The organism is Streptomyces sp. NPDC111606 (assembly GCF_055656945.1).
Genome location: NZ_JBVKBY010000003.1, coordinates 698745 through 724811 on the forward strand (window position 1 = coordinate 698745; position 26067 = coordinate 724811).

Below are 26067 nucleotides of genomic sequence, written 5' to 3' on the forward strand. Positions count from 1 at the left end.
TCAGCCACGCTCGGACAGCGGGTGGACGCCAGTGACTTTCGCGTGAGACAGGAGGGTGCGTGAGGATGGCCTCGGCCGTGACCGAAGAGGACAACCGCAAGGTGCAGACCGCCGTCCTGGGCGGATCCCAGGGGCATCAGCCGGTCTTCCTTCCCTTCGAGAAAGAGGACGCCCAGCGTCTCCGGCAACTGCGCGGCGCCGACGCGTTCAGCTGCGGTGTCCTCCTCGGAGGGTGCGGCCAGGTGCTGACCCTGCGCGCCTGCGGTGACAGGAAATCCCACTTCGCCCACCGCCCGCCCGTACGGTGCCGCCGCACCGCCGTGGGAGAGAGCAGCGCGGACCACCTGTACATCGGAGAGGCCCTCGTCCACTGGCTGCGCGGGCAGGGCCAGAAGAACGTCACGGTCGCGTACGTCGAGCAGGCCCACGCCCGCAGCGACTCGATCGAGATCCGCTTCGGACGGGCAGGACGGCGCCGCCTTCTGCATGTGCAGATGGCCCGGCGCTCCTTCTCCCAGTGGAAGGACGACAGAAGGAGGCTCGAAGCCGCGCCGGCCAAGACTCCGATGATCCGCACCTACGGGCCGGAAAGCGAACTCTCCCCCTATGAGGTGCAGGCAGCCGGATACGCGCTGCGCTTCCGGTGCGAGACGCGTGACGGTACGCGAGAGGTGTCGATCGGTACGCAGTCGCCTGATCACACCGTTCAGTGGACGACTCTCGCACGGTGCCGCCTCAACGACCTCGGACTCGTGACGCCGTCACTCGAAGTGGCTCCGGACGGCGACGTCCTGCGTCTCAAGAGAGCGGTGGGGGCCGGGGCGTCGGCGTCTCAACCGCACCGACAGGCAACCGGCCGGGGCGAAGCGCGAGGGCGGGAACAGCAGCCGAGGACCGCTGACCCCCGGTCACTCGAGACGGCCGGGCCCGCACATGATGAACCTGCCGATCCCCGGGCGCAGGCCGCACGGGCTGCGCTCCCGCCGATCGTCGACGACCTCCTGCACCACTTCACGACCGCGGGGCTCTCCCTCACCCTGGCAGGCGCCTCGGTACGCCAAGCGCTGGAGGGCCGCGTCGGGCACGAACTCGACTTCGTCACGGACTCCGACGTGCGACGTACACGACAGATCCTCCACGGCTGGGGTGACGACCTCCGGTTCCAGCGAGACGACGCACCCGATGTCGTGAGCCTGCGCAAGCAGCGGGATGGCGACATCTACACCCTGCGGATCAACGCACGTCCGGCACCCACGCGCCACCGTCCTTCCGGATCGCGGCGTGCGGAACACGAGAAGGCGTTGGAGGCGTACCTGCGGCGCAGGGACTTCACCGTCGACGCCATGGCCCTCGGACTGTCGCATGTGACCCTGACGGATCCCTTCGGTGGCCTTCAGGACCTGGAGCGGCGCGTACTGCGCACCCCGCGCGCACCCACGGCGGCGATCGTCAACGACCCGCCGCTGATGCTTCGCGTGGCGCGCTGTGCGGCCCGGCTCGGCTTTGAACCGGTGCCGGAGCTGAGGGACGCGATGAGCGCTACGGCGCGACGTGTCACCGAGATCCCCGCCGAACAGGTGCGAGAGGAGCTCACCACCCTCCTGCTCTCGACCAGGCCCGCAGCCGGTCTGCGCCTGTTGGTCGACACCGGACTCGCCGAGCACGTCCTGCCGGAGCTGCCGGCCCTGCGGTTCGAGAGCGCCGGACACCACCGCCACAAGGACATATACGAGCACACACTCACCGTCCTGGACCAGGCCATCGCCCTCGAAACAGAAGGACCCGACCTCACCCTGAGGTGGGCCGCGCTGCTCCACGACATCGGCACGCCACGTACCCGCCGGATCGGGCGCAACGGTCAGGTCACCTTTCACCACCACGAGGTGGTGGGCGCGAAGATGGCCCGCAAGCGGCTGCGGGCCCTGGCCTGTCCGGAGCAACTGATCGCGGACGTCGTCCGACTGGTGGAGCTGCATCTCCGCTTCCATGGCTATCTCGACGAGAAGTGGACCGACCCCGCCGTGCGCCGCTACGTCCGCGACGCTGGCCCGCTGCTCGACCGGCTGCACAAGCTCATCCGTGCCGACTGCACCACACGTGACCGACGCAAGGCGCATGCGCTCGACCGCGCTTACGACTCCCTGGAAGAGCGCATCGAGCGCCTGGCGGTCGAGGACGCCCGGGAGGCCGCCCGCCCGGATCTCAACGGCCACCAGATCATGGAGATTCTCGGCATCCGTCCCGGGGCCGAACTCGGACGAGCCTATGAGTACATGCGGAACCTCCACATCGAAAAGGGCCCGATGGACTTCGAGACCGCCAGGGACGCGCTGCTGGAATGGCGGGCACGGCGGGACCGCTGACTCCGGCCGACGGGCCAGTCGGCCAGCCCACCGTCAGACCGACGACCGACCAGAACCACGCACTTGCACACGGAGTCACCTGATGTCCCGATACCACCGCGCCGCCGGCACCGCCCTGCTCGTCGCCGCCTTGCTCGCCGTCGGTGGCTGCGGGAGCGACACCGAACCCTCCACCGCGCACAGCTCCGCCGTCCCCGAGGACGAGACCGTGACGGAGCCGACCGCACCGGCCGACGACGAGCCGGACACGGACCCCGCGTCGGCGGAGGCGACGACCGAGGACGACACTTCGATGGAGGACTTCCTGGCGGCCGCCGGCGTCGACGACGCCCTGGTGAACCAGCTCGGCGAGGTCGGCGACGCCAACAACTACGGTCTCGGTACGGACGTCGAGACCGAACTGGAGGACCGCCGGGGGCTCGCGGTCGTCCAGGTCACGACCTGCCGCAACGTGGCCGTCGGGTACCGGACATGGGAGGGAATCCGGTACTCGGACGAGGCAGGCGGCGCCACCGAGGACCAGGCCGCCGCGATGGCCGACTTCCTGCGCACGGAGTTCTGCCCCCACGTCACCCCCCTGAAGGACACCCCGCTGCCCCGGCAGACCCTCGGCGGGCCCTCCGAGGACGATTGGGGCGGCCGGGGGCTCGCGTCGCCGCTCACCTGGTGGGACGGACGCTACCCCCGCGTCTAGTGGTCCAAGGCGTGTGCGGCACAGACGGGCATGCCCCTCGGTGACCCCGTGGCCTACCGCCTGGCGAAGGACGAGGTCGTCTGCGCCACCGTCCCGCCCGCCGCATCCCTGAAGAAGCATCTCATCAGCCTGGACGTCGTCTTCTCGTCCCCGGTCGACGAGGAGCGGGCGCAGAAGGCCGCGCTCGCCCTGCTGCCGTCCGACGCGACCGCGACGGATCCGACGGAGGGCACCAACCCCGACTGGTCGTACCTGGACGGCGGCTGCCTGAGCACCAACTTCCGCACGGCGACGATGGAAGGGCTGATGGACGGGCTGGGGAAGGACGCCGAGCCGTGGGCGTCCGCCCTGTACTACTCCGACGGATCGACCGAGGACGGAGCCGTGGGCGACTACACCGGCAAGGTCAAGCAGGTCTCGCTCTCCACGGGAGCCGACGAACCCAGCGCGTCCGGCGAGCTGACCTGCTGACACTCACCGAGCTGAAAATCCCGTCGAGCTCCACCAGGGCGGCGCTTACCCTGCCGGCATGGCCCACGCGAAGACCTCGTACGTCTGCCTGCCCTGCCGGGCCTCGTACAAGCAGCCCTACGACAGGGACAGGGAGCGGATCTGCCCCCGCTGCGCACTTCCGCTGATCCACGTGGCTCGGCCTTCGCCGCACCTCGCCGACGGGACACCGCGGCCTGGCGGACGCTGTCCGTGCTGCTGCACGCCGGCGTCCGCTTCCACAAGAGCTGTTGTGGCGGTCCCGGCTACCGCCCCCGCACCCTGGGGGAGGTCCGCGAACGGATGACGTACGCCCGGCGCAGCGGCCAACCCTTCGCCAGGTCACTCGTACGGCACGAGGTGCCCTCGGCCCCGCCGCGCGGTCGAGGCGAGCGGTGGTAGGCAGAAGCCAAACGGACTTCTGCGCGGCCTAGTTCTCCAACCGGACCGGCATGAGGAGCGAGAAGGCGCCTTCGTCGCCGGGCCTGCGGATCGCGAGCGGTGCCGTGGGCGCGCCCAGTTCCAGGACCAGTTCGTCCCGGGCACCGGCGGCGAGGGCGTCGAGCAGGAACGCGCGGTTGACGGCCACGTTGTCCGGGTCGTCGTCACCGTCGTCGCACACGATGACGGACCCGTTCTCCGCCACCCTGAGCACGCTGAGGTCGTGAGGCGCGGCGTCCTGCTCACGTGTCTCGCTCACCCGTACCGGGCCGGTCTCCAGCGCCTTGCGGAAGGCCGCCGTATCGACGTGGGCCCGGCGACCGGCCGGGAGGTCGACGAGACGGCGGTAGTCGGGGAACTCGTGGCCGATGCTCCGGCCGGACGTCTGCCGGTCGCCGGTCTCCAGCGTCACGCGGTCATCGTCCAAGGCGAGTTGGACGGGCTCCTCACCCGTCAGCAGCGCCCGCATCGAGTCGACGAGCGGAAGAGGCACGACGACCTGCGTCCGGGGCCCGCCGTGCCCGGTCGTGGGCGCATGCGCGACGGCCATCCGGTAGCGGTCGGTGGCCACGAGGTGAAGGCCGTCGCCCTCGACGTCGAACAGGACTCCGCCGAGCATCGGCAGCACCGGGTCGGTGCCGGCCGCGAAACGGACGGCGTCCAGCGCGGTGCCCAGCTCCGGCGCGAGGACGGACAACCGGGCGGTGGCGTTGGCGGTGTGGAGCGAGGTCATGGGGTCTGTCTCCCTGCGGTCGAGTAGAGCTCGGAGCGTGGAGAACTCGACACGGGCATCGGACAGCCCCAGCTCGAGACGGCGCAGGTGCGCCTGAAGCAGACCGCGCACCAGGTCCGTGTCGGCCCCGGCCCAGCCGGCCAGCACGAGCCGGATGTCGGCCAGCGGCATGCCCGCCCGGCGCAACCGGGCCAGCAACCGAGCCTCCTCCAACTGCCGGGGCTCGTACCAGCGGTAGCCGCTGACCGGGTCCACCCAGGCGGGGACGAGTACACCGGCCCGGTCGTAGAACCGCAGCGCGCTCACGCTCAGTCCGCCGTCCCGGGCCATCTCCCCGATGCTGCGCATGTCGTTCTCCACACCCGGAACCCTGAGCCCTCGACAATGTCGAGGGTCAACCGGGCCACGCCCGCGGACATCACGATCGTTCAGATCCCGGCGAATTCGGGTGCCCAGGTGAGTCGTAGGCCGACACTGTCGGCCAGTGTGGTCCAACGGACCGCAGACGGGCGCTTCTCCAGTACCAGGACCGGACGTATCGCAGCGCTTGGGCAGGTGCTCCGGAGCTGGTGGGCATAGTCGAGGATCTGTCCGATGCCCAGGCGGATCTGCTGGTCCTCGCGTGCTCCGGTGAGGCTCTTGACCTCGGCGACGAAAATGTCTTCACCGAGGGACCACCCGGCATCGAATTCCGGTGCGCCCGCAGCGTTCGTACATGCCTCGACGCCCTGGCGGGACAGGTGCTCGATGAGCGCTCCGACCGTCGCCTCGTGCGCCGCAGTCGCCTCGTCGAGGCGACTCATGTCCAGCGTGAGATCACCGCGGGCGCGTCGGCCGGTCCTCCGCAGTCGAAGGGGACCGCCGAGAATGCGTGCTTCGGGTGTGGCGGCTGCGACGGGACGAACGCGTCCCGTGCGCGCTCTTCTCAGCTCCAGGCACGGTGCGGGCCTTCCCCTGAGCAGGGTCGAGAAGCCGTCCGCGTCCACGACGCAGACGTGCCGTCCGCGCCTGCGCTCGGCCTCGGCGTCCACGAGCGTACTGCTGTAGGTGCGACGATCGTCGGTCACGACCTTGCTGGCCAGATCGCCGTAGACGACGAGGGTGACCTTGCGTGAGAAGTCGGTCTTGGGGGTCGCGCCCTGTTGTTCTGCTCTCTCGGCACAGTGCGTTCTGACCCTCCATTCGCCGTCGACGAGAACGCGACCCGTGAAGCAGATCGTCTGGCCATTGAGTCTGTGGACAGTTCCTCGGCACGGTTGCCCTGGCACAGGTGCTGCCTCCCTCAGTCGTCGCCCGAGGGCAGCCAGCCGATGTGCCGCAGTACGGGCACTATTCGGAAGCGGACGAAGGCGATCACCGGTGTCTCGTCATCGGTGGCGGGAAAAAGCAGGGCGTGCTGGAGGGGCTTATCGTGCTGTGGGTCGTCCAGGTCCACAGGAGGCAGATCCGGTCGGTCGAACGCGGCCTCCAGAGCGATACCCTCCCGAGCGGTCAGCTCTCTGAGATGGTGCAGTCCCACGGCGTTCGCTAGGTCCCAGGTGGTGAGCGACTTCTTGATCCGTGGCCGGCCATGTGTGTCGACGTACGTGGGGAACACCATGATCCGCAGTTCGCCATGCCTTGCAGAGGCGCAGACCCCGGAGCGCAGTCGGTTGTGCAGATTGGAGAGGGCCGACGGCATCTCGGGGACGACCGTGGGCTTGCGGAGCACCAGGTCGCGCTCGCCGTTCATCCAGTGATTGTCATGTACCGTCAGCGAAGGACGCCCGGGGACGCGTACCTCCCACGCAGCGGCGGTCGCCCTGGACATTTCTCCGGAACATGTCGTCCCGCTCTTCTCGATGCCCCTTCCGCCGGCCCGGGCCAGCGTGAGGTCGTTCAGTAACTGCACGAGTGATGCCTCCGTTGAGAAATCCCGGCAAGCGTTCAGTTCCGCTGCGCCAGATCCAGCGCAGCCACCCCGACGAACCAGTCCAGGACTTCGCAGATCTCGTCGCCGTGCTCCGCGAAGACACTGACCGGGAAAGAAGGACGCAGCTCCAGCTTCGCCTCGGGCAGGTCGATTCCGTCGATCTTGTTCAGCCGGTTCAGGAGTTCCCGGCGCTGCTCCGTGTCGTCGAAGGGGCTGCGCGTCTTGAGGTACTGGAAGACCACCTCTACGGTTCCGCTGACGGGATAGATCCCGACCGGCCACATCAGGTGCGGCCCATGGCTGGTTCCGAGGTCCAGCATGGGGAAACAACTCGTCTCATCGTGCCGGCCGTACGTCACGTGGCCGCCCTGGCGGCGCCAGAAGTCGAGGGCCGCCACGACCCCCTCGAACGCGGCAGGCCAATTGTCGCGCAGCTGCGCACGGAACCGCTCGGCCGCTGCCGCGTCTTCCCCGTCGGGGAGCGGGTCGTGTGCCGCGGGCTGCGTCACGTCTCGGCCCAGCAGGGTGGCCAGCTCGGCGGCGGACAGGCGCTGGGAGGGGTGGGCCCGCCCGAGGGAGTCGAAGCGCACTCCCTCGCTCGCCAGCAGTTCCTGCAGGGGTGGCCGGTCACTGCCGTCCGCCCAGCGGAACGAGGGGGAGACCCTGCCTTCCACAGTGAGTACCCGGTAGGCGCCGATCACGCCCGTGTTGGCGCCCAGGTAGGCCCCGACAGGCACGGGGTGGCTGCCGATGAGCTCGGCGACGTCGCCGTACGTCGTCCAGGTGCCGCTCGGCATCGCCACCAGAGCGGCCCGCAGTTCGACCCAGCCCGGTGATTCCTCACCGGTCGGCTTGACCCCGCCGATCGGACCGGGCCACAGTTCCGCGGCGCGGTCGGCCAGGCGGTCGGCCCGTTCGAGGATCTGCGCCTTGCCCCAGCGCTGTGCCGAGGCGATCTCGAGGTTCATGCGCAGGGCACTGGCGTCGAGGATCTGCTGCTTGCGTTCGAACGGGTGGTTGGAAAGCTTGGCGTTGTCACCGGTCAGCGTCAGGTTGCCGAGCGTGTGCACCAGCAGGTCGTGCAGTTCCTGCGGAGTCTGGTCCGGCTCGGTCTCCTCGGCGAGCAGATCGAACCAGGCGGGGGCGGGCCGTTGTGGCAGAACGTGCTCCACACTCAGGGACGCCTTGGCGAAGTCCACTGGCTCGGAGGCCCGGTAACTCTCTTCGAGGCGGCGCAGAATGTAGCTGCGCTGTGAAGGGCGTCCGGACCAGTAGAACGGTTTGGCGCGGACCGCCGCGCGCAGTTCCTCGTCGCTCGGCCAACGCCTGCGTCGGCCGGACAGGAACCGCCTCACCGCCTCGGCCGCCGGCCGGTCGGTCTCGAGCTCCTTCGGCGCTTCCATGAAGATGCGGTTGAGGTTGGTCGTCGGCGTCTGGCAGATCAGGCGCCGTACAAGATAGGACTCGACGTAGCCCAGTGCCTGAGCCGCTTCGTCTGGCGTCGTCCTGCCCGCCGCCAGAAGGTCGAGCAGGTGCAACGCGAGCGGGTAGTGCGTCTGGCCACCCCAGGAGGCCAGACGCTCCAGGACGGCGCGGAGGGCGGGAGCCTGCTCGCGGGCGGGTTCGACGATGCGCAGGAACCTCGCGGCCCGTTCGGCCAGTTGCTCGATCTCGCGCTGCAACGCGTCCTCGTCGCCGGTCAGCGGCTGGAGCCGTTTCTGCTGCTCGCGGTAGATTTCGCTCTGTTTGGTCTTGTAGTGGCCGCGTACCACCAGGTCGAGCCAGACCAGGAGTTCGAGGTTCTTCGGGCCGAGACTCTGCTGCATGGGCAGCCAGAGTTCCTGGTAGATCCGCTCGCCTCGCTTGGGCAGCAGCATGAACACGTAGTTGCGCAGCAGGTCGCTCTGACTGAGCCCGACACCTGTGTTGTTGATCGACTCGAAGATCCGGTACACGTTGTCGCCCGGCTCGGCGGTGATCTCCACGATGGACAGCAGATCCTTGAGCACGGTCTCGACCGTTGAGGCCCACCGCTCGTCGCCCGCCTCGTGGTCCTGGGCGAGGGCACCGCGGAAGAACCGGTAGGCGGCCCCGATGTTGTCGGCCCCGCCGGCGTCCGCCCGTGACTGGACGCAGGCGGTGTAGGCGTCCCGGTCCGCCTGTGTGGGCAGCAAGCGATAGTGGTCCGCGCCCTCGTGGAACTCGTTGACCAGTACTTGCCGGTGCACTCGGTCCCCTCCGCGCGCGTCCCCCGTCTCCTTCAGGTGGTCGCGCAGCGCGGTGAAGGCCAGCATCAGCGTGGTCAACCGCTGTTGCCCGTCGACCACGAGCCACCTTTGCACGCCGCCCGCCTGGATCTGACCGGGTGCGAGCACCACCGAGCCGAGAAAGTGCGGCGCGGCCGGCTCTCCGGCCAGGTGCTGATCGACCAGCTCCCCGGTGTCCTCCCACAGCCGCTGAAGCTGCTCCCTGCCCCAGCTGTACGTGCGCTGGTAGAGCGGCACCTGGAACTGCTTGTCCCCTTGGACGAGCTTGAGGAAGGTGATCTCTTGGGCGCGCATGCGCCTCCTTTCCCTACGGCACCCCCGACGGAGGCACAGGACAAGGCCATTCATGTCCGACGCCCTGCGCGCCATGGGCAGTTGTCCGTTGAATCTATGCCTTTTCAGGCGCCGTTGTTCGCCGATGTCAGGGACGAACGGTTCGAGATGCGCGGCATCGTCTCGTTCGGGGAGCGGCGCAGCAGCTTGATGGTGCGGCCCTCGACCCAGGCGTTCCAGGCTTTGAGGTAGTAGAGCAGGTGCTCACGTGAGTCGTCGCGGCGCCGGTGCGCGTTGCCCAGGGCCAGGTTGAGCATGGTGTTGCGCAACGTCAGACGTGGATCGCCCGGCTCCAGGCGGGCACCGGTGACGACCCCCGTCTCCCAGTCGGACTGGTCGATGTCGGGCCGGGCCTCACTGGTGACGTACCAGCCGATCGTCGCGGCCGTGACGGTGATGCGGCACCCTCGGTTCAGTGCGATGCCGTGGTGCAGGGCATCGCGGACACCGGGGTGCTCGCCGAGCAGGTGCAGCAGTTGGTCGTTGCTCGTGACCGACGATCCGCCGCTCCACGGGGAGTTGGGGCAGTTGCGGTACAGGTGCAGTCCGCGCAGTGCGGCGGCCAGGTGGGTCGCGTTGGCCTCCCCCGCGAGGGCCAGCGCGTCCCGGCCGGTGCGCTTGCGGCCCGTGTCCATCACGGTGAACGCGGTGCGCGGCACGCCGTGTGTGACGGTCAGGGGCACGGTGACGCCCGCCTTGACGATGGCTGCCAGGCGGTGCTGTCCGTCGATGAGTACGTCGTCCTCGTCGAAGGCGATGCCTTGGTGCGTCAGCTGCCATTCCCCGCGCTGGATCTGACCGGCCAGGTGCTGCACCGTGCCCTTGCTCAGCGGCCGGTTGCTGGTGTTGCGGGTGAGCCACTCTGTCGCCAACTGCGGCGACACGTCGACCACTTGCATGCGCATGGCGCCTTGCCTTCCTCTGGGGTGGACATCACGGACAGCCTGTCGTGAATTGTGAACTAAGTCAACGCTGTTGTGGCGAAGGAGGTCGGGCGCCAAGGTGTCGTCTGGGCGGTCCAGGTTGGCGCAGCGCCGGTGGTGATCGCTCGCCGGAGGCCGCCTGTTGCAGATGAGTGGCAAGGTGCGATGGATGTCCGCGTTTGCTGCTACGCTCGCAATGTGTGCTCAGTTCACACTCGAGTTCGTGCGCCGGGGGGCGCCTTGTGACCGGGCTCGTGGTGCTCGGGGCGGGATGACCGGACGGGCCACCGGATGGCCCTCAGGAGCAGTGGTGGGGTGGGCGTGTGAGTCAGGATGAGCGCGGGCTGAGTGACGGGCTGCAGCCTCTCGGTTCGGTCTACCAGTACGACGACGGGCTGTATGTGCGGGTGGACGACGTGGTGCCCCACGTGCTGGCGGACGCCGAGGACAGTCACAGGTACCGGGAGGGGGACGACCTGGTGCGCTGCACCCTGTCCCTGAGCAACGGCACCGGGCGGCCGTTCGAGCTCGACGGGGTCACTCTGCTGGTGCGGGGAGGGCCGTACGGCAAGACGGGCCGTCAGGTGCAGGACCACCGCAGTGACGTCATCGACGACGTACTGGAGGGCACCCTGCGCGCCGGGCGCAGGGTCTCCGTCACGTGGGCGTACAGCATTCCGCCCGGCACCGCCGATGACCTGGACATCGAGGTCCGTTTCCCGGCCGGCGACCGGGGGAGTGTCACCTTCGGCACGGCGTCGACGGTCGGCAGGGTGGCCGCCACGGTGCCCGGCGAGCGACCTGTACCGATCGCATTCGATCAGTCCGTGCTGTTCGGTGAGCAACAGCAGTCGTTGTTCGCGGAGCCGCAGGGCGCCCCGGAGCCCGTGACCGGTGCCGCGAGCGGGGCCGGGCGCGCCGTCTCGGCCGCAGGCGGGGAGCGGGAGGCAGTGCCCGCCGGCCTCGACGCCGTCCCGGCCCAGCCGACCGGGCTCGGGCGCCAGGCCTCCCGATCACTGGTACCGGAGATGTCCGCCGACGATCTGGACGCCGCCCGAGTCCGGCAGATCTTCCGGTTCCTCGCCGAGGCCGAGGAGTCGAAGACACGCCCCGTGCGCACACTCGACGGGGCGGCCGGCGCCGTCTGGTTCGATGAACTGCCGGACGGCGACGGCGTCCAGGTGATGACCGACGGCGTTCTCGCGGAGGACGACCCGGCCTGGCTGACCGTCGCCCGCCCCGAAAGGGAGGACGCGCCCCACCCCAGGGCCCTGCTCGCGCCCTGGGTGGACGAGACCCGTGTCCGCGACTTCAAGGAGCCTCGCGCCCCGCACCTGCGACGTCGTATCGAGCCCGAGTTCCCCGACTGGTCGCAGGGCATCCCGCTCGACAAGACCTACCACCTGCTCGACGAGCACCCCCAGCGCGAGAAGATCGAGAAGCTGTACGCCGCCTGGGAGCAGGAATGGCTCGCCTGGGCGGAACTCCGCCGCGCGATCGACCCCCTCGTCAGGCTGTACGACCGGCTGCACAAGATGCACGAGGACGCCGCAGGCCTCGGAGAGGCGCACGAACTCGTCCTCGGCCTGGGCCGGCTCACCTGGCAGACGAGCACCGGGCAGCGGGTGGAACGGCACCTCATCACGCACCGCGCCACCCTCCGGCTCGACCCGTCCACCGGCACGCTCACCGCCGCTCCCGACCCCACCGGCATGGGCCTGGAACTCGAAGAGGGCATGCTCGAAGGGGCCCAGCATGTGCCGGGCGCCGTGCGCGAGAGAATCGTCGAGGTGCTGGAGGACGCCTCGGACGTGACCGACCCCGAGCAGCTCGACGCCGTACACACCGCATTGCGCAGTTGGGTCAACGCCGCCCACAGTGCGGGTAGTTACGCACCTACCGTCGAGCGTGCGAAGCCGCGCAGCCTCGACGTCCCCCAGGTGGGGCTCACTCCCGCGCTGGTCCTGCGTGAGCGCAGCCGCCGCTCCACCATGGACGCCCTCAAGGCCATCGCCCGGCAGATCGACGCCGGCACGCCGCCCACCGCGCTGCTCGGCTACATCGCAGGCCGGGACGGCGCGCTGACCGCGGCGGACCTCGCGGCCGCTGAGGACGACGGAGCGGCTCAGGGCGGCGACGAGATGTACTTCGCGCTGCCCGCCAACGAGGAGCAGCGCACGATCGCCGAACGCCTGCGCGCCAACCGGCTCGTGGTCGTCCAGGGGCCGCCCGGCACCGGCAAGACGCACACCATCGCCAACCTGGTCACCGACCTGCTCGCCCAGGGTAAGCGCGTCCTCATCACCAGCCACACCCCGCGCGCCCTGCGCGTGCTGCGGGACAAGCTTCCGGAGTCCGTCCGCGACCTGTGCGTGAGCCGCACCGAGGACGGCGCGGCCGCCCAACGGGAGCTGGAGGCGTCCGTGCAGCGGATCCTCGGCGAGTACGCGGGCTACGACGAGAAGGCCTCCCACCAGCAGATCCGCACTCTCCAGAAGCGCCTCGCCCAGGCCCGTGCCGCACAACAGGCCATGCTCCGCGACCTCGCCGTGCTACGCGAACAGGAAACCCACCGCTTCGAGGCGGAGATCGGCGACTACAGCGGCAGCCTGCAGGAGATCGCCGAGCGGCTCACCGCCGAGGCGGGACGGTACGACTGGCTGGGCCCGGTCCCGCAGGAACAGCCCGCCCTGAGCGCCGACGAAGCCCTGCGCCTGCTGCACACCACCCGTGCGTACACCCCGCACCACCAGGCCCTCGCGGCCGAAGTGCCCGGCCCTTCCGAACTCCCGGGCTCCGGCGACTTCGAGGAGGCCGTGCGCGTCGTTCGGTCGGCTGAGGAAGCGCACACGGCCGCGCGTCAGGACCCGCTGTGCGCGGAGTACGACACGGCCGTGAGGAGCCTCGGCGAGGTGGAACAGCAGCGGCTGTACTCGGCGCTCGACGCCTTCTCCACTGCCCGCGCCGCGGCGCTCGCCGCCGCGGCCGGTGACTGGGCCGCGGCGCTCCTGAGGCAGGTGACCGAGGGACAGGACTGGCAGGCACGCAGCCGGCGGGCCGCCGTCACCGAGACCCTGGCGGCCGTCGACACCTCGCTCGCCACCCTCGGCACGGCCATGGTCAACGGCCTGGAGCAGTACGAGCCGGCCACTGCGCTCGCCCAGGCCACCGCACTGCACGACGGCCTCGAGCAGGGACAGAAACTGCGCGGCCCCCTCGGGATGCGCTCCAAGCTGGCGAAGACCGTCGGCGCGTTCGCGGAGAACGTACGCGTCGACGGGCGGACGCCGGAAGACGTCCCGACCTCGGCCGTCGTCCTCGCCCGCGTCCGGCTGGAACTGCGCCTGGCCCAGGTGGAATCCGAGTGGGGCACGCCCGTCGCCGCCTGGCAGGGACACGGGCCGCGCCTCGCACGGCTGCGGCAGGACGCGGAGGTGCTCGACGCGCTGCTCGCCGTCGCCGCCGCCCGCACCGACGTCCTGACCGCCGCGGCCACCTCCCCGGCCCTCGCCGTCGCCGCCTGGCACGACCCGTCGGTCGAGAACGCCGTACGCACCCTGCTGCGCGCGTCGACCACCCTGCGCGCGGCTGAACAGTCCCGCAAGGTCATCGCGGACGCCGAGGAACTGCTGCGCGTCTGGGGCGACCGGCCCGGTGTGTCATCCGCGGTGGTGCGCGCACTCGGCGCCGTCCGCGACCGTGACCCCGGCGGCTACCGCGCGTTCGGCGACGAGATGGCCGAGGTGCGCAAGGCGGCCCGGCTGCGAGCCGAGCGGGACGTGGCCCTCGCCCGTGTCCGCGAGGTGTTCCCGGCCCTGGCCGACCGGATCACCGCCGCACCCGAGGACAGCGCCTGGGACGCCCGACTGCCCTCCCTCGCCGAGGCCTGGGCCTGGTCCGCGTGGCGCGACCGCATGGAACGACTGACCGACCCCGAGGCCGAGCGTGCCCTGCGCCGACAGCTGACGGAGGCCGACGACGAGGCGCGCATCATGCTCGCGCGGCTCGCCGCCGCCCGCGCCTGGCACCGCTGTCTCGGCCTCCTCACCGGCGACCAGTCCCGGGCGCTCAGCGCCTACCAGCAGGCCGCACGCCGCATCAAGGGCAAGTACCAGCACCGCTACCGGCGCGACGCACAGGCCGCACTGCGCAAGGCGCAGACGGCGGTGCCAGCATGGATCATGCCGCTGCACCAGGTCGCCGAGACCGTACCCATGGACCGGCCGGGGCTGTTCGACGTCGTCATCGTCGACGAGGCCAGCCAGTCCGGCCTGGAGGCCATGCTGCTGAGCTGGCTCGCCGACCGGATGGTCGTCGTCGGCGACAGCAAGCAGGTCAGTCCGTCCAACGTCGGCCTCAAGCAGGACGAGTACTTCCACCTCCGGGACCGTCTGCTCACCGCGCTGGAACCGGACGTCCGCAGCCTGTTCGGACCCGATTCCAGCTTCTTCGACCTCACCGAAGCGCTCTCGGCGGGCCGCGGGACACTCATGCTCAAGGAGCACTTCCGGTGTATGCCGGAGATCATCTCCTTCTCCAACGACCTCTGCTACAACCGTGATCTGCTGCCCCTGCGGCAGTACGGCGCCGACCGGCTGCCGCCGGTCCGCACGGTGTACGTGGAGACCGGCGAAGCCGTGGGCGCCAACACGCGGCTGGCCAACACCGCCGAGGCGGAAGCCCTCGTCGACGCGATCGTGCGCTGCTGTGCCGATCCCGCCTACGACGGGAAGACCATGGGTGTCATCAGCCTTCGCGCGAGCAAGGGCCACCTGACGGAGCTGGAGAACCTGCTTGCCGAACGCCTCGACTACGAGCAGCGCGAGGAGCGGCGCATCCGGGTCGGTGACGCCGAGGACTTCCAGGGCGACGAGCGGCACATCATGTTCGTCTCGTTCGTCAACTCGGCGACCACCGCCGCCGGCGCGGTCCCGGGCGGCTTCAACGGCAAGACCTACGAGCAGCGCATCAACGTGGCGGCCTCGCGCGCCCAGGACCAGGTGTGGGTGTTCCACAGCGCGCGGGCCGAACAGTTCCATGAGAACGACCTGCGCCGACGGTGGCTCGACCACCTCACCCGTCCCGCGGAGGAGGACGTCGTCGCGGTCGAGGGCGAGGTCCTGCCCGACGTCCGGCACGAGGCGTTCGACAGCCTGTTCCAGCAGCAGGTGTACCTGGAACTGACCGCACGGGGCCACCGGGTCCGTCCGGGCTACAAGGTGGGCCGCCACGCGATCGACCTGGTCGTGGAGGGTGGAACGCGCCGGCTCGCGGTCGCGTGCGACGGGGACGCCTTCGCCGAAGGCGAGGACGCCTCCACCGCGGCCGCCAGACAGCGCGACCTGGAACGCGTCGACTGGACGTTCGTCCGGATCCGGGGCAGTCGCTTCCACCTCGACCGCGAGCAGGCCTTGGCCCCGCTGTGGGCTGAACTGGAACGTCTGGGCATCGAACCGGTCGGCCGGGAGCCGGAAGCCGCCGCCGCCGACGCCGTGACCGCCGCCGACCCCACGACCGGCGAGGCTCGGCCGACGGGGGAGGCGGCGGCCGGGGGTGAGGTGACGGCAGCCGCCGACGTGGCCGTGCCCAGGCGCTTGGCTGTGCCGGGCAGTGTTGCCGAGGCGGGCGATGGGGTCGTGCGGGGGCACGTTGTCGAGGCGGACGATGTGGCCTCGGCGAGGGCCGGAGCCACCGCTGCGGTCGGGGTCAGTGACGCGGTCGGGGACCGCGGGGCGTCCGAGCCGCGGGGCGCGTCGCTCCATGGGACGGGGAGCCCGGACACGGCCCGAGCGCAGCACCCGACGGGACCGGCGGCGACCCTCGGGGCGGTGCCCGCGCCCAGGGGCACGGACCCGCGCGAGTCCCTGAGCGGTCCGGCCCGAAGGCCGACGCCCGCTCCGACTCCGCCGCGTGCGACGATCGCAGACAACGGAGCCGCTCCCGCACGAGCGGCGGGGACGGCGATGCCCGAGGCACCGTCTGCGGCACGGCCGACGGGGACGGCCCACCCGGCCGGGCACGTCGTACCGTCCGATGGTCCGGCGCCGTCGTCGATGCCGAGCAGGACCGCCCCGGGCCCTCTGCCGGTCCGGGAGATCCCCGCCGCGGCGTTCCAGCGCCTGTTCCGTGAGGTGCAGCAGTTGCAGGCGGCCGTCGATGCTCCCGCCGAGGTCCCCGACGGAGCGGACGCGGCCCAGCTGGTGTTCCTCAGGAGGACCCAGGCCGACCAACGCGACCGGCGTACCAAGCGCCTGGCCTTCCTGCGCACCTTCCTCGACTCCGTCGGCGTCGGACGGGAAGGGACGGTCCCTGACGTCGTCATCCCGGGCGCGCTGCTCCGCCTGGAGTTCGACGGCCAGGTGGACGAGGACACTCTGTACACGATCGCCGAACTTCCCACCGAGGAGGCGGACATCGTCTCTCCGTCCTCTCCTCTCGGCCACGCGCTCAGCTGGCAGCCGACGGGGCGCGAGATCTCGTACGACGTGTCCCAGGGCACGTCGCGCACGGTCGTCGTGCGGGAGATCCACGTCTGATCGCGTCGGCGGCTCGTGACCGGACGGGTGCCCTGGCCCGCGGACCCCTTTCGGCCCGCGGGGCAGGGCCCGGTGCGGCTCAGCCGGTGACCGGGTCCAGCATGTGGCTCCGCTCACCGCTCCAGGAGATCGCCAGCGCGTCGCGCGCCCGCGTACAGGCCACGAAGAGCAGACAGTGCTCGGCCAGCAGGTCCGAGCGGTGCTGCACGGCGTCCTCGTCGGCCGGCGTCACCTGCGGGGCGAACGGCAAGGCGTTGGCCGTCACGCCGACGACGGCCACACAGCGGAATTCCAGCCCCTTCATGGCGTGCATCGTCGCCACGCGCACCCCCGAAACCGTCGGCCCGGGGTCGTCCTTGACGGCGACAGCGGGGAGGCCTTCCCGGCGCAGGCGGGTGATGACGGCGTCGACCAGTGTGTTGAACCGGGCGCAGACCGCCACTTCGGACGGCTTCACACCGTCCCGCTCGACCCAGGTGCGGATCTGCTCCACCAGCGCGCGCAGTTCGTCGTCCTGGCTGCCATGCCCGCGAGCCACCGGGACACGGCCGTGCAGCTCGGAACGGTAGCCCCGCAGCGAGTCCCGCCCGCCGTCGTCCTCGTCGTCCTCACCGAGCCGGCCCACCGGCTGACCGTCCAGGAGGGACGCGGACCAGCGCAGGATCTCCTCCGTGCTGCGGTAGTTGAGGCGCAGCCGCGACGTCCGCCCCCGCACGTTGATGCCCAGGGACCGCAGCGAGACCCGGGAGTCGTAGATGCGCTGGTGGGGGTCGCCCACGAGGAACAGGTCATCGGCCTGCTCGGCCACGCAGGCACGCAGCACCCGCCACTGCGCCGGGTGCAGGTCCTGCGCCTCGTCCACCACGACGTGGCGGTAGCGGGGCCCCCGCTCGGCCAGGATCCGGGCGGCCTGGTCGCACACCATGGTGTACGTCGCGGAGTCGCGGGAGGCCAGATCCCCCGTGAACTTCTCCATGACCCGCCACAGACGGGCCCGTTGGACTCGTCCCACCGGTGTACCGCGCCCTCTGCGCACACATCTCAGGTACTCCTCCGGCGTGCGCAGCCCCTGCGCCAGGACGACGCCCCGGAACTCCTGGGACAGGAATCGCTCCGACCAGGGCAGGTCCTCGCGGGCGGCGGCGCGGGTCCACGCGCTCTTCTCCGCCGCGGCCGACAGCGGTTTCGGCGTGCCGCCCCTGGCTTCCCGGACGACCCGGGCGGCCAGCGAGTCCACCGTCGTGACGTCGACACGGTCGAGCAGACGCGCGTCCGCGTCGCCGAGCAGCAGGGCCAGACTGTCCCGCAGAGCGGCCGCCATCGCGTTGGTGAAGGTGGTGAGCAGGATCCGGTCGTCCTGGCGTCCGGTGCGCAGCAGGTGCCTCACCCGGTGCAGGGCGACGACCGTCTTGCCGGTGCCGGGGCCGCCCGTCACCTGGGCCGGCCCGTTGAAGCCCGCGTGGTAGGCGTACCTGCGCTGGGCGGGATGCAGGAAGACCCGCCAGCGGGTGAAGTCCTCGGTGAGGATCCGCTCCAGCTCGCCGGGGCCGGTGACCTCCACGATCCGGTCGGGCGTGTTGAGGATCGCCTCGCTGAGTGTGACGGCCGGCCGGTCCTCCGCGGTGCGCACCGTCTGCCCGCGCGGGGCGATCAGTTGCTCCCAGACGTCCTCGGGCGAGTAGTCGGCCGCCAGGTATTCCAGTACCTCGTACTGATCGGCGGGCATCATGGGGGGCGCCATGACCGTCAGGTCGTCGGCGGTGACGCACACGCGCGCCAGTCGCAGGACCTGCTCGTCGACGCCGAGGTCACGCAGCACGGTGTCGGAGTGCTGAGCGAAGAGCCTGGCAGGGGTCCGGCCCGCCTTCGTCTCGAAGTAGGTCTCCATCTGCTCGAGTGCTTCGACGTTGCGGACCTCCAGGCCTCCGGTGGCGCTGTTCACCGAATAGGCGCGCTTGCAGGCCCAGTTGATCGCCTCGTCGTGGGGTGCCACCCTGAGGAGGGTGAACAACTCGCTCCCGTCGTCCGGGGCGAGGAGAACACCGCGGTAGAGCCTGGTGACCCGGATGGTACGGATCCGGGGATCGCGCGCCCGCTCGAGCTTCTCCAGATGCATTCCCTTGCTGGCGTGGAGCTGAGGCACGGTCAGGCTCCGGAACATCCGGATCGCGTCGTTGACCTCCTTCTGGACAGGTCTCTGCAGGGAGATCAGATCCGTGACGAAGTCGTCGGAGAGGGCGAGGCGGGGCATGGAGGTCCTCGGGTCGCGGACAGGCAGTGGGCGGGCACCAGCCTAGAGACCGACGGAGCGCCGAGCGAGGGGCCTTCCGTATTCGTTGTGTGAACTGAGTCAACGGGTCTATATTTCTCGTGCTGTCACACCACCGACGCATATCCGTACTCCCACGGCCCTGTCCGGAAGGACCCACCGCATGCCGGCCCAGCCTGCCCAGGCCGCTGTTCCGCACCCGCTCGACGAAGTACCCCAGACGTTCCGCCCCGGGGACTCCTACGCGGTGCGCGACGCGCTCGTGCACTACATCCGCCGGGATCTGCTGGGTCCCTGGGACGGTGAGACGGAAACCCTGCCGAGCGCCTCCTCGGGTCCCCGCGACCGGTATCTGGTCGGCATGCTCGGCCCGCGCCCGCAGGCCGTCACCGCGGACCGGATCGCCCGTGCGGCCGCCCAGGGCGCGGACGGCGAGTCGGGCGACGAGCAGGAAGGTGACGACAGCGACCTGCAGGACCGGCTGAGTCCCCAGGCCGCCGGACACATCTGGGCGTCCTCCATGGGACTGTCCTTCACCGCCGCGGCCTCGGTCGGCACACTCAGCGCCACTGTCCGTTGGGGCCGCTACAGCCAGTCGGGCGAGGTCACCGAGCGGGGGACGACGCGCCGGGTCTGGTCACGTGAGCCGGTCGAGCGCCTGGTGGACATCGACGTGACCGACGGGGCCGACCGCACCGTTCAGCTCGACGGCGACAGCGTGGTCCTCGACGTGCAGGTACGCCGGCACACCGGCCGCACGGGCGTCGAGGACCTGCGCATAGTCGAACTCGCCCTGGTGAACCGGCAGCAGGACAGCGCGGACGCCCGCGACGCGCACTGGCTCTTCCAGACCGAGATCGACGTCACTGCCTTTCCCGACGACCAGGCGGCCGTCTTCCTGCCGGTCGACGACCCCCTCGACCCCGCGAGCCACGGCAACGCGCCCGAGGACGCCGAGGAGCGGCGGCTGCGCCTGCTCTACCGGGACAGCCTCAGCCATGCCACCGGCCGCAACGTCGCCGTTCACGCGCACGTCCGCGACGGAGAGCGCAACGCGCACCGACTGACCACCGTCTGGCTTCCCGAGTACGACGTCAGAGCGACCACTGCACCGGCACTCGAGGAGCAGGACCTCCTCCAGGGTCTGGAGCTGGGCATGGACGAGCTGGCGGCCCTCGCCGTGCCCGCCCGACGGGCCGAACTCAGTGCCGCCCTGGCCCCGTTGGCCGATGGCTACGGCACGTGGCTGGAGCAGCAGCGCCGCAGTGCCGCCGCGCTCCCCGAGGATCTGCGAGCGGCGGCCGAGACCGCCATCGAGCAGGCGCTCGAGGTCTGCGATCGCATCACCCTCGGCATCGACCGGCTGGTGGCAGACGAGACGGCCCTGCTGGCCTTCCGATTCGCCAACCGGGCCATGGCCCTGCAGCGCCGCAACACGGCCATCGCAGCCGCCCGCGCCGGCCGCGAGAACGACCCCCGGTCCTACCAGGAGGCCTTCGACGAGGTACACGGCAAGGGCAAGGCGGCGGCCAGCTGGCGCCCGTTCCAGCTCGCCTTCGTCCTGCTGAACATCGACTCTCTCACTCAGCCCGGGCACCCGCACCGTGGCACCGGTCGTGAAGCCCTCGTCGATCTGCTGTTCTTCCCGACCGGTGGCGGCAAGACGGAGGCGTATCTCGGACTCGCCGCCTACACCTTCGCCTTGAGGCGCCTCCATGGCACCATCGGCTTCGGTGCGGAGGCCCGCAGCGGTGAGGCGGGCGTGGGCGTTCTCATGCGTTACACCCTGCGGCTGCTGACCGCTCAGCAGTTCCAGCGGGCCGCCGCCCTGGTGAGCGCCTGCGAGGTCCTGCGTCGCGAGGAGTTCGCGCGGGACCGTTGCTGGGGACCCACCCCGTTCCGTATCGGACTCTGGGTGGGTACCTCCGTCTCACCGAACTGGTTCGACGAGGCCAAGGAACAGATCGCCGAGGCCAAGGAGAACGCCAGCGACAAGCACGCCCGTGTCCTGCAGGTCCTCACCTGCCCCTGGTGCGGCAGCGGGCTGACCGCCCGCTCGAACATGGAGTACGACGAAGGGCGCCGCAGGGTCCTGTTGTACTGCCCTCGCGGTGAGGGGGAGGACCGCTGCCCCTTCTCCCGTCGTGAAGCGCTCGGCGAGGGCATCCCGGTGCTCACCGTCGACGAGGAGATCTACCGGTTGGCCCCCTCACTGCTGATCGCCACGGTCGACAAGCTCGCCCAGCTTCCCTGGAACGGCTACTCCGGCCTGCTGTTCGGCAGGGTCACCGAGCTGTGCCCCCGCCACGGCTACCGCCACGACGACCTGGACGCCAAGACCGGCTGCGGCGGCCGCCACAACGCCCGAGGCGACCTGCCCGGCGTCACCGCCCAGCCCGTCACCCGCCTGCGGCCTCCGGACCTGATCATCCAGGACGAGCTGCACCTGATCTCCGGAGCCCTCGGCACCACCGTGGGCCTCTTCGAAGCGGCCGTCGACCAGTTGTGCACGTGGAGCTTCACTGACGCGCACGGAGGATGCCACGAGGTCGGCCCCAAGATCGTGGCCTCCACCGCGACCACCAAGCGCGCCGCCGACCAGGTGCTCGGTGTCTTCGGCCGCAAGGTCGCCGTCTTCCCTCCTCAGGTGCTGGACGTCGGCGACACGTTCTTCTCCCGGCAGGTGGACCTGAGCCGGGAGAACCCCGGACGCCGCTACCTCGGCGTCTGCGCCCACGGCACCCGTCTCAAGGCCGCCGAGATCCGTGTCGCGGAGATCCTGCTGCTCGCGGCACAGCAGCTCTTCGACGACTACGGCAGGCCGGCGGACCCGTACATGACGCTGGTCGGCTACTTCAACGCGACCCGTGAACTCGCCGGCATGCGGCGGTACATGGACGACGACATCACCACCCGTGTGCGGTCCAACGGCAGCCGCAAGGGCCAGGACACGCTGTCGGACCGCATCGTCAGCAGGGCCGGGATGCTCGGCATCCAGGAACTGACCTCACGCATCTCCTCCTCGGACGTCGGCGCGGCCCTGAAGCGGCTGGAGATCGAGTTCGACCCCGAGCGGGACACCTCGGTGCGCAGGCGGGCCTTCCTGCGCGAGTACGCCGCCGCCATGAAGGAAAAGCGCGAACCCCGCGCGTCCATGACACCGACCGTGCGCCAGGCCGTCGACGTCGTCCTCGCCACCTCCATGCTCCAGGTCGGTGTCGACGTCTCCCGCTTCGGACTGATGCTCGTCGTGGGCCAGCCCAAGAACACCGCCGAATACATCCAGGCGTCCTCGCGCGTCGGCCGCGACGCCGCCCGCCCCGGCCTGGTGGTGACCCTCTACAACTGGTCACGCCCCCGCGACCTCGCCCACTACGAGGACTTCGAGCACTATCACGCGACGTTCTACCGCCAGGTGGAGGCGCTCTCCGTCACCCCCTACACGCGCCGGGCGCTCGACCGCGGTGTCGCCGCCACCTATGTCGCCGCCCTGCGTCACGCGGCCTACGACTCCTCCCGCAACCTCGACGCCCACCACGTCGACCTCGACGGACCGCTCGCCCAGGAGGTCGAACGGCGGCTCCTCGAACGCGCCGAACGGGTGGGAGGCGACCTGCCCCGCCAGTACCTGAGCGAACGTCTGGACCGGCTCAAGGACGAATGGCGCCGCAAACGCGACGAGAGCAGTTCGGCCCTCGCCTACCGCAAGGAGAAGCACAAGACGACCGTCGTGAACGGCCTGCTGCGACGGGCGGACGGATCCCGGTGGACCGAGCTGACCGTCGGCATGTCGATGCGTGAGACGGAGAACGAGATCAACCTGCTCCTTCCCGGCGGCGGCGCCTTCCTGGAGGAACCCTCCGGCGACGGACCCGACTGGACGTTCGGCACGTCCGGCGCCGACTCCGACACCGACCCGGACACGGCGAGCACCGTGGACAGCGACGAGTACGGGCCCGTCACGGCCGACACGGTCAGGAAGGCACAGCGATGAGCAGCCAGGGCAGCAACCGCAGAGTCGGCGCCGTACGGCCCAGCCACCTCATGTTCACCGCCGGGATCGGCGCCCTCGTCGACCTGCCCAACTTCTCCGTCCTGATCCGTGGGATCGACTCCTGGAGTCACTCCGGAGTCACCGACTACGACATCGACGAACCCCGGCTGCGCGCCGCCGTCAACCGGTCGCTCCAACGCTACGGACGCGGCCAGATCGAGCAGTTGCGTGCCGCTCCCTGGCTGGAGGGCGCCGACGCGGACCCGAAGGGCTGGGCGGCACAGGGTGTCGGAGTGCCCGTCACGCCGTTCCCGCAGTGGCTGCGCTGCACCGCGTGTAACGTGCTGGCCGCGATCGACTCGGGCGAGTTCGCCTTCGTCAACGCCAACCCGCGGACGCCGCATGAGGCGAAGTTCGTCCACGACTGCAAGCGGGGCAAACCGCTGGCGGTGGCGGCCCGCTTCACCCTCGTCTGCACCGCAGGCCATCTCGACGAGTTCCCGTACACCACGTACGTGCACCGAGGGCAGACCTGCGGCAAGACGCCACGCCCGAAACTGCGCATGAAGGACCACGGCGGCAACCAGGCCGCCAACGTCACCATCGAGTGCGTCGCTTGCGGTGTGAAGCGCAACATCCGGGAAGCCATGGGTGAACGAGGCCGACGCAACCTGCCCAGCTGCCGTGGACGGCACCCACATCTCGGCACCTACGAGACGAACGGCTGCGCACAGGAACCGGTCCTGATGGTGGCGGGCGCGTCCAACCAGTGGTTCCCGCTCACCCTCAGTGCCCTGGCCCTGCCCAAGGCACAGGGCGGTGACATCGACAAGCTCCTGGACGACCACTGGCCGGACCTCGAACTGATCGAGGACCGCGCGCAGTTCGACTTCATGGCGCGCATGCCCAAGTTCACCTTCCTCAAGGAGTACGACGCCGACGCGGTGGTCGCGGCGATCACGGCCCGCAAGCAGGGAACCACGGGGCCGGCCCCCTCCGCCCCCGACGTCCAGGCCGACCTCTTCGGGCCCGAATGGGACGCGCTCTCCGGCCCGGTTCCCACCCCCAGCGACGACTTCGCACTCCGGCAGATGCCCGTGCCGGGCCGTCTGAGCGAGCTGTTCTCCGACGTCAGGCAGGTCGAGCGGCTGCGTGAGGCACGGGCACTGATCGGGTTCACCCGACTCGACGCGCCCGACCCCGAATCACCGGAGATCGCCACGCGCGTCGAGCTGTCCCGCGGGGTCCGGAACTGGGTACCGGCCAGCGAGGTGCGCGGCGAGGGCGTCTTTCTGCGCGTACGGGACGGTCTGATGGCCGAATGGACCGCCCGTATGGAGAAGTCACCGCAGATGGACGCGCACCGACAGGCGTACGCACGGTTCCGCGCCAACCGGAAGTCGGACCGCAAGATGAGCGACTTCGACCCCTACTCCGGTTGGCCCGGAGCGCGGTACATCGCCCTGCACACCCTCTCCCACCTGCTGATCCGCACCATCGCCCTGGAGTGTGGCTACAACTCCGCCTCGCTCGCCGAGCGGATCTACGCGGGCGACGAACAGAATCCGAGGACGGGCATCCTCATCTACACCGCCGTCCCCGACTCCGAGGGCACCTTGGGAGGTCTGGTGTCCCTGGCAGAGGAGCGGGAATTCGACCGGATCGTACGCCGGGCCCTCACCGACGCCCGCCACTGCTCGGCAGACCCGCTCTGCGCCGAGCGCCTGCCGCAGGACCCGGCGGACTTCCTGCACGGAGCCGCATGCCATGTCTGCCTGTTCGTGTCGGAGACCACGTGCGAACGCGGCAACAGGTTCCTGGACCGTCGGTTCCTCGTCCCGCTCACCGGAGACCCTGATCCGGTGCTGACGCCGGTCGGTCTGCTGCCGTGAGCCGACCCGCGTTCGAGGCCGCTGCCGAGGCCGCCGTCGCGGCTCTCGGCCTCTCGCGCAGCAAGGACCTCGCGGGCCTGCTCGCCCGGGGACGCACCAGAGAACGGATACTCACCGAACTGGCGACTCCGGGAGTCAGCGCCGCTGTCGCGGCGTTCTGCGATGCCATGGAGTCGGAGTCGATACCTCCCTCCGAGGCGGCTGCCTACGTGCGAGGCTATGTCGCCGCCCGGCGGAAAGCCCGGGACATCGTCCAGGTCCGCACCGTGTGGAGCGGCCCCTCGACACCGGCGGTGCCGGTGCGGGCCACCGCTCAGGTACTGGTCGAGGTCATCAACGAGGCGCAGCACGAGCTGCTGGCGATGACATACGCGGCTCGTCCGTATCCGGCCCTGACCAGGGCCCTCACCGAGGCTGCGAGCAGGGGAGTCCAGACGCATGTCGTGGTCGAGACCCTGGCCGGCGCAGGTGGCCTGCTCTCGGGGAGGGAACCGGCTGAAGCGTTCGCCTCCGTACCCGGATTGCGGCTGTGGGTCTGGGCACGGGACCCGGCCGAACGGGGCCGCTCACGCCAGCACGCCAAGCTCGCGGTCGCGGACCGCCGCACTCTCCTTCTCGGCAGCGCCAATCTGACCGAGTCCGCCGCGCGGCGCAACATCGAGGCGGGTGTGCTGGTGAGCGGCGGTGAAGCACCACGCCGCGCGGCAGAGCACATCGTCGAACTGCAGCGTCTCGGCATACTCAGGCCTTTCCCGCCACGTGAAGCTGTCGGTTGACCACGCGACCGTGCACGTGGTGGAGGCTCGTCGGCTCCCCGCCCCAGCGCGGCGCCTGCGAGGATCGGGCCCATATCCTGGTGGCGACCCGCCCGTGTCCGGGGCCGCCTCGACGACTTCCTCGGCCATCCACGACATGCGTTTCCCGCATGTCCCTGTGGCTGCTGTGCCCCCATCTCGACGACAACCTTCGGTAGGTCGCCTGTCCGCCCAGTCGTGGCCCCACTCGTGAAGGCTGCGGTGAGCGCGCTGACGGGGACACCCGGGTCGGGACCGTAGAGCTCGCCGTCCCCAAGTTGCGGCAGGCCAGGTACTTCCCGCACTGGCTCCTCCCAGCAGGGTGTCGGCACGAGGAGGCCCTCATGTCGAAGGTGGCCACCGCCTGCCTGCTAGGGCCCCCACCCGCCGGGTCGAAAGCTCGCCGATTAGCTCGGCGTCACCCGGC

General features: G+C 70.3%; 13 protein-coding genes and 2 pseudogenes. 9 read left to right on the forward strand and 6 right to left on the reverse strand.

Going from position 1 to position 26067, the window contains the following annotated elements; genetic code table 11:
• Positions 1–65 precede the first annotated feature (65 nt).
• From ACZ7M7_RS14875 to ACZ7M7_RS14890, 4 genes and pseudogenes are all read left to right on the forward strand, one after another.
• Positions 66–2363, forward strand: coding sequence for a CCA tRNA nucleotidyltransferase (locus ACZ7M7_RS14875; RefSeq protein WP_472116680.1), 2298 nt, complete (start codon positions 66–68; stop codon positions 2361–2363).
• Between the two features lie 82 nt (positions 2364–2445).
• Entirely contained in the window at positions 2446–3057 is a 612-nt protein-coding gene (locus ACZ7M7_RS14880) for a hypothetical protein (protein WP_472116389.1), read from the forward strand.
• Between the two features lie 30 nt (positions 3058–3087).
• Positions 3088–3528 (forward strand): hypothetical protein, encoded by a 441-nt coding sequence (locus ACZ7M7_RS14885; RefSeq protein ID WP_472116392.1) that lies wholly within the window; start codon positions 3088–3090, stop codon positions 3526–3528.
• Between the two features lie 58 nt (positions 3529–3586).
• A pseudogene (locus tag ACZ7M7_RS14890) lies at positions 3587–3948 on the forward strand (deoxyxylulose-5-phosphate synthase).
• Between the two features lie 28 nt (positions 3949–3976).
• Here ACZ7M7_RS14890 and ACZ7M7_RS14895 read toward each other — a convergent pair.
• The 5 genes from ACZ7M7_RS14895 to ACZ7M7_RS14915 form a co-directional block, all read right to left on the reverse strand.
• The gene (locus tag ACZ7M7_RS14895) at positions 3977–5068 is read right to left on the reverse strand and encodes a DNA polymerase III subunit beta family protein (RefSeq protein ID WP_472116395.1); all 1092 of its coding nucleotides are present in this window, start codon (positions 5066–5068) and stop codon (positions 3977–3979) included.
• Between the two features lie 80 nt (positions 5069–5148).
• Positions 5149–5787, reverse strand: coding sequence for a hypothetical protein (locus ACZ7M7_RS14900; protein ID WP_472116398.1), 639 nt, complete (start codon positions 5785–5787; stop codon positions 5149–5151).
• Between the two features lie 215 nt (positions 5788–6002).
• Positions 6003–6452, reverse strand: coding sequence for a hypothetical protein (locus tag ACZ7M7_RS14905; protein WP_472116400.1), 450 nt, complete (start codon positions 6450–6452; stop codon positions 6003–6005).
• 194 nt (positions 6453–6646) lie between these two features.
• Entirely contained in the window at positions 6647–9193 is a 2547-nt protein-coding gene (locus tag ACZ7M7_RS14910; protein WP_472116403.1) for a GmrSD restriction endonuclease domain-containing protein, read from the reverse strand.
• A gap of 104 nt (positions 9194–9297) precedes the next feature.
• The gene (locus ACZ7M7_RS14915; RefSeq protein ID WP_472116406.1) at positions 9298–10137 is read right to left on the reverse strand and encodes a hypothetical protein; all 840 of its coding nucleotides are present in this window, start codon (positions 10135–10137) and stop codon (positions 9298–9300) included.
• Between the two features lie 341 nt (positions 10138–10478).
• Here ACZ7M7_RS14915 and ACZ7M7_RS14920 point away from each other — a divergent pair, with 341 nt between their 5' ends.
• Positions 10479–16691 carry an AAA domain-containing protein gene (locus ACZ7M7_RS14920; RefSeq protein WP_472116409.1) on the forward strand — a complete coding sequence of 2071 codons (6213 nt, stop codon included), beginning with the start codon at positions 10479–10481 and terminating at the stop codon, positions 16689–16691.
• Between the two features lie 79 nt (positions 16692–16770).
• Here the strand turns inward: ACZ7M7_RS14920 and ACZ7M7_RS14925 are convergent, their stop codons facing one another.
• The gene (locus ACZ7M7_RS14925; protein WP_472116412.1) at positions 16771–18942 is read right to left on the reverse strand and encodes a UvrD-helicase domain-containing protein; all 2172 of its coding nucleotides are present in this window, start codon (positions 18940–18942) and stop codon (positions 16771–16773) included.
• Between the two features lie 181 nt (positions 18943–19123).
• Between ACZ7M7_RS14925 and drmA the strand changes: the two genes are divergently transcribed.
• The 4 genes and pseudogenes from drmA to ACZ7M7_RS14945 all read left to right on the forward strand — a co-directional run.
• The gene (drmA, locus tag ACZ7M7_RS14930) at positions 19124–22954 is read left to right on the forward strand and encodes a DISARM system helicase DrmA (RefSeq protein ID WP_472116415.1); all 3831 of its coding nucleotides are present in this window, start codon (positions 19124–19126) and stop codon (positions 22952–22954) included.
• Positions 22951–24846: a DrmB family protein gene (gene drmB / locus ACZ7M7_RS14935; RefSeq protein WP_472116418.1), complete on the forward strand. Its 1896-nt coding sequence runs from the start codon at positions 22951–22953 to the stop codon at positions 24844–24846. The genes drmA and drmB overlap by 4 nt, the downstream gene beginning before the upstream one ends.
• Positions 24843–25622, forward strand: coding sequence for a DISARM system phospholipase D-like protein DrmC (drmC, locus tag ACZ7M7_RS14940; protein ID WP_472116421.1), 780 nt, complete (start codon positions 24843–24845; stop codon positions 25620–25622). Before drmB ends, drmC begins: the two co-directional genes overlap by 4 nt.
• A 236-nt stretch (positions 25623–25858) precedes the next feature.
• A pseudogene (locus tag ACZ7M7_RS14945) lies at positions 25859–26017 on the forward strand (transposase); the annotation flags it as partial.
• Positions 26018–26067: the final 50 nt, after the last annotated feature.